The sequence below is a fragment of the Nodosilinea sp. P-1105 genome (genome assembly GCF_012911975.1).
Taxonomy (GTDB): Bacteria; Cyanobacteriota; Cyanobacteriia; order Phormidesmidales; family Phormidesmidaceae; genus Nodosilinea.
Genome location: NZ_SMDQ01000120.1, coordinates 1 through 6,415, shown reverse-complemented (window position 1 = coordinate 6,415; position 6,415 = coordinate 1). Strand labels below are relative to the sequence as shown.

The 6,415-nt window shown below is 51.0% G+C and carries 8 protein-coding genes and 3 pseudogenes; 10 read left to right on the top strand and 1 reads right to left on the bottom strand.

The window, feature by feature from the left end:
- The 8 genes and pseudogenes from E1H13_RS25905 to E1H13_RS25870 form a co-directional block, all read left to right on the top strand.
- The coding region (locus E1H13_RS25905) for a Smr/MutS family protein (RefSeq protein WP_206071102.1) at positions 1-1,223 on the top strand (1,223 nt) is incomplete at its 5' end.
- Between the two features lie 147 nt (positions 1,224-1,370).
- Positions 1,371-1,686, top strand: a pseudogene (locus E1H13_RS28195) (N-6 DNA methylase); the annotation flags it as partial.
- A 268-nt stretch (positions 1,687-1,954) separates the two neighbouring features.
- Complete coding sequence (locus E1H13_RS25895; protein WP_169617851.1) at positions 1,955-2,149, top strand: hypothetical protein; 195 nt, start codon at positions 1,955-1,957, stop codon at positions 2,147-2,149.
- Positions 2,142-2,558 (top strand): PIN domain-containing protein, encoded by a 417-nt coding sequence (locus tag E1H13_RS25890; protein WP_169617850.1) that lies wholly within the window; start codon positions 2,142-2,144, stop codon positions 2,556-2,558. The genes E1H13_RS25895 and E1H13_RS25890 overlap by 8 nt, the downstream gene beginning before the upstream one ends.
- Positions 2,559-2,727: 169 nt before the next feature.
- Complete coding sequence (locus E1H13_RS25885; RefSeq protein ID WP_240966867.1) at positions 2,728-3,183, top strand: DUF1016 N-terminal domain-containing protein; 456 nt, start codon at positions 2,728-2,730, stop codon at positions 3,181-3,183.
- 28 nt (positions 3,184-3,211) lie between these two features.
- Positions 3,212-3,457, top strand: coding sequence for a UPF0175 family protein (locus tag E1H13_RS25880; protein WP_169617849.1), 246 nt, complete (start codon positions 3,212-3,214; stop codon positions 3,455-3,457).
- Positions 3,454-3,951 carry a DUF3368 domain-containing protein gene (locus E1H13_RS25875; RefSeq protein WP_169617852.1) on the top strand — a complete coding sequence of 166 codons (498 nt, stop codon included), beginning with the start codon at positions 3,454-3,456 and terminating at the stop codon, positions 3,949-3,951. Before E1H13_RS25880 ends, E1H13_RS25875 begins: the two co-directional genes overlap by 4 nt.
- Complete coding sequence (locus tag E1H13_RS25870) at positions 3,944-5,182, top strand: restriction endonuclease subunit S (protein WP_169617848.1); 1,239 nt, start codon at positions 3,944-3,946, stop codon at positions 5,180-5,182. Before E1H13_RS25875 ends, E1H13_RS25870 begins: the two co-directional genes overlap by 8 nt.
- 80 nt (positions 5,183-5,262) lie before the next feature.
- Here the strand turns inward: E1H13_RS25870 and E1H13_RS25865 are convergent, their stop codons facing one another.
- Positions 5,263-5,811, bottom strand: coding sequence for a hypothetical protein (locus E1H13_RS25865; RefSeq protein ID WP_169617847.1), 549 nt, complete (start codon positions 5,809-5,811; stop codon positions 5,263-5,265).
- A 57-nt stretch (positions 5,812-5,868) separates the two neighbouring features.
- Between E1H13_RS25865 and E1H13_RS28190 the strand changes: the two are divergent.
- Positions 5,869-6,000 (top strand): annotated as a pseudogene (locus E1H13_RS28190) (restriction endonuclease subunit S); the annotation flags it as partial.
- Positions 5,997-6,221 (top strand): annotated as a pseudogene (locus E1H13_RS25860) (element excision factor XisH family protein); the annotation flags it as partial. The pseudogenes E1H13_RS28190 and E1H13_RS25860, both read left to right, overlap by 4 nt.
- Between the last annotated feature and the right edge of the window lie 194 nt (positions 6,222-6,415).

Below are 6,415 nucleotides of genomic sequence, written 5' to 3'. Positions count from 1 at the left end.
CCCACTCCCCCACTCCCCCACTCCCCCACTCCCTCACCTCCCCATCTCCCCACCTCCCCACCTCCCCACTCCCCACCAACGCCCTAGTCCTCCTGGACGAAGTCGGCGCGGGCACCGACCCCAGCGAAGGCACCGCCCTGGCTATGGCCCTGCTACAGCACCTGGCAGATAGGGCCCGTCTGACGGTGGCCACCACCCACTATGGGGAGCTTAAAGCCCTCAAGTACCAAGACTCCCGGTTTGAAAATGCCTCTGTGGAGTTTGACGAGGCCAGTCTGTCTCCCACCTATCGGCTGCTGTGGGGCATCCCAGGCCGATCGAATGCCCTGGCCATTGCCCGCCGTCTGGGGCTGAACCCAACGGTGGTCGACCAGGCGGCTGAATTGATGGCGATGGGGTCTGAAGCGGATGTCAACCAGGTGATTGCAGGCCTGGAAGCCCAGCGCAAACAACAGGAAAGCAAATCTAACGAGGCGGCGGCCCTGCTGGCCCAAACTGAGAAACTGCACAACGAGGTGCGCCGTAAAGCAGAAATGCTGCGGGAACGGGAACAGGCTCTGCGATCGCAGCAAGATACCGCCATCCAGCAGGCGATCGCCGCCGCCAAGCAGGACATCGCTAAAGTCATCCGCCGCCTGCAGCAGGGGGAACCCACCGCCCAAGACGCCCAACAGGCCACCGCCGCCATCGATGCCATTGCCCAGGCCAACCTGCCAGCGCCATCGGCCCCAGCCGCCAAACCCCCACCTGGCTTCAAGCCCCAGGTGGGCGATCGCGTCCGCCTGCCCAGCCTGGGCCAAACCGCTGAGGTGCTCACAGCCGCCGATGACGACGGCAAGCTGACGGTGCGGTTTGGACTGATGAAAACCACCGTCACCCTGGCGGAAATTGAGTCTCTGCGGGGTGAAAAGGCAGACATGCCAACTAAACCCAAGCCCCAAGATAGCGTGCCCCCGGCCCAGGCTGGCCCGCCAGCCCCAGCGGTGCGCACCACAGCCAACACGATTGACCTGCGAGGTATGCGAGTGGCAGAAGCAGAATCTGAGGTGGAATCGGCGATCGCCCAGGGGGGCAGCGCCCTCTGGATTATCCATGGTCATGGTACTGGGAAATTACGGCGGGGGGTGCAGGAGTACCTGCAACGGCATCCCCAGGTGCAGCGGTTTGAATCCGCTGATCAAGCCGACGGCGGCACTGGCGTCACGGTGGCCTATTTGATTTGACCCGGCAGGTGCCCTGACTATCGGACACAATGGCGTGGCGGCAGGAGAGCCGTAGCAGCATAGCAAAAAGCTACTTTCGCCGGGTATCCTGGTTTCCGACGCAGCCCGCGTCTCACCCCCAACTACCCTGTCTCAACTCAATCCTGAATGGCTGTCAAAAAGACCGAACTCTATAGCTCCCTGTGGGCCAGCTGCGACGAACTGCGCGGCGGCATGGATGCCAGTCAGTACAAGAACTATGTGCTGACTCTGCTGTTCATGAAGTACGTCTCCGACAAATATGCCGGCGACCCTGGTGGGCATTTTTGAGGGCCTCGATTTGCGGGCCAACCGGGCCGATGGCGATGACCTGCTGGGGGATGCCTATGAATATCTGATGCGCCACTTTGCCACAGAGTCGGGCAAGAGCAAGGGCCAGTTCTATACCCCGGCGGAGGTGTCGCGGATTTTGGCTAAGGTGGTGTTTGGCCAGTACCCGCAGCTCAGCGAAGCGGAGGTGAAAACCCTGGTGGTGGAAGACAAGTGGCAGGCCACGCTGAAGGGGGCCGTGGCGGCGGAGATTGAGCGGGTGACGCAGCAGCTGGCGAACCGGGTCAAGGACTTAGAAGAACGCTATGCGGAACCGCTGCCGGAACTGGTGCAGACGGTGGAGGCGCTGTCGAGCCGGGTGGAGGAGCACTTGAAAAAGATGGGGCTAGTATGGAGCTAATGCTGCACGGGGGATTGAAGCCATGCAAATTGTGATTCGGGTTGCGGATAACTTGCCTGCAGAGCGGGTAGATCAGCTCTTGCAGCAGATCAGGGGAGTAATGCAGCAAGATGTGATGTCGATAGAAGTGGAGAACACTCCCCCTCGCAAGGTATTTGCCCATCGTATTCCGGTGGATAAAATTATCATTCCTCCTCGGGATGAGCTGTATGAGTGATAACGCTTTCGTCGATACAAATGTTTTTGTGTATGCCCATTTGTATGAGGAGAGTAATCCTAAGTGTGAAGCGGCGCTGGCCCTGCTAGAAAATTTGCCGACCGTGATTTGTAGCACTCAGGTTTTGAATGAATATTACAGTGTGATGCTAAAGAACAAGGTTTCAGACAATCTCATTCAAGACAATGTGGAGCAAATCATTGCGTTTTCAAATGTGGCAGTGGTGCAGCTCAACACGCTCCGATCAGCTTATCAACTCAGGCTAAGGTACCGTTTTTCCTATTGGGATTGCCTGATGCTGGCCAGTGCCATGGAAATGAACTGCGCTCTACTCTACTCGGAGGATATGCAGCACGGACAAGTGATTGATGGAGTCACCAGAATTGTAAATCCGTTTGAGGGGCTGTAATAAAATCTGGAGAGTAACATGGTTGCAACGACTGACATTGGGACGTTAATCGTTACGTCGCACATTTTTGAGATAAGGGTGGAGTAGTGCTGTGGCCTCACGTTTCAATTGGTCAGAAGGCATCTGACCAATCGACGAAACTGTTGAGGGAAGCGAAACAGGGCAATTCATGGGAACCATTCAACCAGCTTCAGACAGAGCATATCAGGAGTTTTTGCAGGCGGTTAAAAGCCAAGTGGTGCAAAGCCGGATTGGGGCTGCGCGGGCTGTCAATCGATCGCTGATTGGGCTGTATTGGACGCTGGGACAGTTGATTGTGGAGCGACAGGAGGCTTTGGGCTGGGGTAAAGCGGTGGTAGAGCAGCTTTCGGCTGACCTCAAGGCTGAGTTTCCTGAGATGACAGGTTTCTCGCCCCGAAACCTTTGGTTTATCAAGCAGTTTTATGAAACCTATGCCAGTGGGCCTGAATTTCTGAAACAGCTTGTTTCAGAAATTCCCTGGGGGCACAACATCCTGATTATGCAGCGGGTGAAGGAGGAAGCAGCCCGCCGCTATTATCTGGAGGCAACGGCCCGCCTGGGGTGGACGCGCAATGTACTAGCGATTGTTAGATTCAACGAGTAGTTCATAGCTTTAGAAGGGAGAGGTCAAGATGAGTCTGGTCATATCTGATGAGTTGTTGAAAGCCAGTGGACTCAAGGAAGATGAGTTATTCCTTGAAATTGTTTTGCTGCTGTTTCAGCAGGAAAAGCTCAGCCTGGGAAAAGCGGCGGAGTTGTTGGATATGTCCCAAATTTGGTTTCAGCGGTTGATTGCCGATCGCGGCATTTGTGTCCATTACGATGTAGCTGAATTTCAAGAAGATGTAGAACATCTCACGGAGAAGGGATGGCTGTGATTGTTGTGAGCGATACGTCACCGCTGAGTGGACTGGCGATCGCAGGTTATCTGTCACTGCTAGAGCAAATTTATGATGAGGTAATTATCCCAGTTGCGGTGGCTAACGAACTGAGACGAGGTGGGCAAGATGATCCACGGATTACTGAAGTTTTGGCCTTGGATTGGGTTGAGGTACAGCAGCCGAAGAATTTGGCCCTAGTCGAGACCTTACAAGCTGATCAAAATCTTGATCGCGGCGAGTCGGAAGCGATTGCCTTGGCGTTGGAACTCAAGGCTGATGAGCTACTGATTGATGAGCGCTTAGGACGGCGAGAAGCAAGCCGCTTAGGGCTTTCTATTACAGGATTACTGGGCATTCTATTAGTGGCAAAACGGCGTGGCTTAGTTGGGGCGATTCGTCCAATCATGGATGACTTAATCAATGAGGCTGGATTTCGGGTCAGCAGTCAGCTTTATGCAGACGTTTTAGCGATGGCGGGTGAGGATGAGTAATTATCAATTATCAATTAATAATTATCAATTGCCAGAGGGGTATAAGCAGACTGAGGCTGGGGTGATTCCTGAGGATTGGAATATTGTCCTTTTGGATTTGGTAACTAAACGTGGTAGTGGTCATACTCCAGACAAAAAGCGCCCGGAATACTGGAATGGCGGGATTAAATGGATATCACTTAAGGATTCAGACGGCCTAGACAATCTCTACATCAACGATACAGCCGACGAAACATCTGCTCTAGGCATTGCAAATTCCTCTGCTGTAATCCATCCAGCAGGAACAGTTGTTTTATCGCGTGATGCTGGAGTTGGCAAAAGCGCAATTATGGGAGATGACATGGCTGTAAGCCAGCATTTCATGGCTTGGCAGTGTAGTTCAGAACTAAATAATCACTTTCTATATTTTTGGTTGCAAACTAGGAAGCCTGAATTTGAGCGAATTGCTATTGGTAACACAATTAAGACCATTGGGTTGCCTTACTTTAAGGAACTCACAGTTCTCCTTCCGCCTCTTCGAGAGCAAAATGCGATCGCAACTACCCTATCCGACGTAGATGCCCTGATTGCCGCCCTAGATAAGCTCATCGCCAAGCAGCGCCACCTCAAAACCGCCACCATGCAGCAACTCCTCACCGGCAAAAAACGCCTGCCGGGGTTTGGTGAGGGGAAATGGTCTACAAGACAACAGAAAGAGGTGTGTTCTTACATTAACGGTAGAGCTTATCAACGGACAGAATGGGAGACTAATGGAATTCCTGTTGTTCGGCTTCAGAATCTAACTGGTTCAGGAGAAGAATATTATTACTCAAATCTTAATCTCCCTGAACATCAGTACATGGATTATGGAGATCTAATTTTTATGTGGTCTGCTTCATTTGGTCCATGTATCTGGAAGGGCGAGAAAGCAATTTACCATTATCATATCTGGAAAATTGATTGCGATTCCGAGAGAATTGACAAGATCTTTTATTACTACAAATTAGTCGAGCTAACAGAAAACATTAAAAAAGGCTCAAATGGTTCAACGATGGCCCACGTCACAAAGGGCGAGATGGAGAACTTTTCAATTAAATTGCCTGAAGATGTAGAAGAACAACGTGCGATCGCAACTGTCCTCTCCGACATGGATGCTGCGATCGCAGCCCTAGAAACCCGCCGCGCCAAAACCCAAGCCATCAAACAAGGCATGATGCAAGAACTCCTCACCGGGAGAACACGGCTGGTATGAGTCCTTGTCATAAGACCAACTTCGGAATTTTATTGTAGGCAAATGAGGGAGCTATCAGTTGTATTAATTTTGATGATTTTTTAGCCCCCAAAAGATTTCAGTACATCAATAAGCCTTTGAAGGTATTGTTCCGTATCTTTCCTAAAACTCGTCTCATTCAAAAGTTTGTGGATGTCCTCAGAACAGACATGTTTTTGCTCGTTAATGATTTGGGCAATATTTGAAACAGCTTCCCAGTTTTCTAAGACTATGTCGGCAGTGATTTCTAGAATATTTTCTAAAGTTCCTGCTGGGAGCCGCAGTTCTTGAAATTTTGTCGCATCAGAACCAAAATATCCATATCCTGCAATCAAACTTGCACCTAAATTCTCTTTCGGTGCATCATGACCAAACTTGAACTTGTCCTCTGCTACGGCACCAGCACAGCAAACACAGGCATAAATGAGCTTGTCTGTGTCGGGTGAGTTCGGTTTTGGATCGGGATAAGAGTAGTTGACACCCTCTTTACCTGCCTCTGTAACTGATACATCAATGTATGGCCAATCGAAAATTTCATGTATCAAAACATGACCAGCCTCATGAAATGCAGTCGATAAAGGACTTGAGTTGATGTCGTTTTGGATGAACATATAGATTTTCTCACTCCCATGAAGTACTGCAAATCCTCAACTATACTCAATTCTGCTAGTGCGATCGCAACAGTCCTCTCCGACATGGATGCTGCGATCTCAGCCCTAGAAACCCGCCGCGCCAAAACCCAAGCCATCAAACAAGGCATAATGCAAGAACTCCTCACCGGGAGAACGAGGTTAGTATGAGTGCTAGAGATATATTCCATGATGCCGTTAGGCGCGGACTGGAAAAAGAACAATGGCAGATTTCCAGCGATCCCCTAGAACTGCGATGGGAAGAAGTCAGAGTAAAGATCGACTTGGCGGCTGAACGCCTCATTACGGCTGAACGAGGAGAAGAAAAAATTGCCGTTGAGATCAAAAGTTTTATTAGCCCGTCTCCTGTCAGCGATTTTCACACCGCTCTAGTACCGCTACGCGGAATTCAAAATGCAAAGTTCAAGGTGAAAAATTGGGTAGTGCATTAATGCACGGGACGGAGGAAAATCAGACTACGCCACCACGATAACCAGGGAGACAAGCGCATGGCTATTGAGATGACCTGTCCGACCTGTGGGTCTCACGATATCTCCAAGAACGGCACCAGCCATCGGGGGAAGCA

Excerpts from the sequence above, each read along its gene's own strand:
- E1H13_RS25895 (WP_169617851.1), top strand. The coding sequence starts at position 1,955 with ATGCAAATTGTGATTCGGGTTGCGGATAACTTGCCTGCAGAGCGGGTA.
- E1H13_RS25890 (WP_169617850.1), top strand. The coding sequence starts at position 2,142 with ATGAGTGATAACGCTTTCGTCGATACAAATGTTTTTGTGTATGCCCAT.
- E1H13_RS25885 (WP_240966867.1), top strand. The coding sequence starts at position 2,728 with ATGGGAACCATTCAACCAGCTTCAGACAGAGCATATCAGGAGTTTTTG.
- E1H13_RS25880 (WP_169617849.1), top strand. The coding sequence starts at position 3,212 with ATGAGTCTGGTCATATCTGATGAGTTGTTGAAAGCCAGTGGACTCAAG.
- E1H13_RS25870 (WP_169617848.1), top strand. The coding sequence starts at position 3,944 with ATGAGTAATTATCAATTATCAATTAATAATTATCAATTGCCAGAGGGG.
- E1H13_RS25865 (WP_169617847.1), bottom strand. The coding sequence starts at position 5,811 with ATGTTCATCCAAAACGACATCAACTCAAGTCCTTTATCGACTGCATTT.